This window comes from Stenotrophomonas sp. A3_2 (genome assembly GCF_036624925.1).
In the GTDB taxonomy this organism is placed as follows: Bacteria; Pseudomonadota; Gammaproteobacteria; order Xanthomonadales; family Xanthomonadaceae; genus Stenotrophomonas; species Stenotrophomonas hibiscicola.
Genome location: NZ_JAZKVY010000166.1, coordinates 1 through 344, shown reverse-complemented (window position 1 = coordinate 344; position 344 = coordinate 1). Strand labels below are relative to the sequence as shown.

General features: G+C 68.3%; 1 pseudogene. It reads right to left on the bottom strand.

What is annotated here, in order from left to right:
• Nucleotides 1-44: 44 nt before the first annotated feature.
• A pseudogene (locus R5H29_RS05075) lies at nucleotides 45-344 on the bottom strand (dihydroorotase); the annotation flags it as partial.

Here is a 344-nt window from a genome sequence, read left to right as displayed (position 1 = left end):
CGACATGGTGCGCCGCTCGCGCGCCAGCGGCTGAACGGTCGCATTCAGCCCACCAGCTGCCAGTCGAGCGTCTCGCCCGCGTGGAAGGGCACAATGGCGGTGCCGTTGGCATCGATCACCTCGGGCACCACGACCGGACGCTTCGCCAGCGTAACCGTGCCTTCGTTCACCGGCAGGCCATAGAACGCCGGGCCGTTGAGCGCGGCAAAGGCCTCGAACCGGTCGAGTGCGCCCTCGGCCTCGAACACCGCGACATAGCTTTCCAGCGCGAAGGGGGCGTTGAACAGACCCGCGCAACCGCAGGCCGCCTCCTTCAGGTGCCTTGCATGCGGCGCGGTATCGGT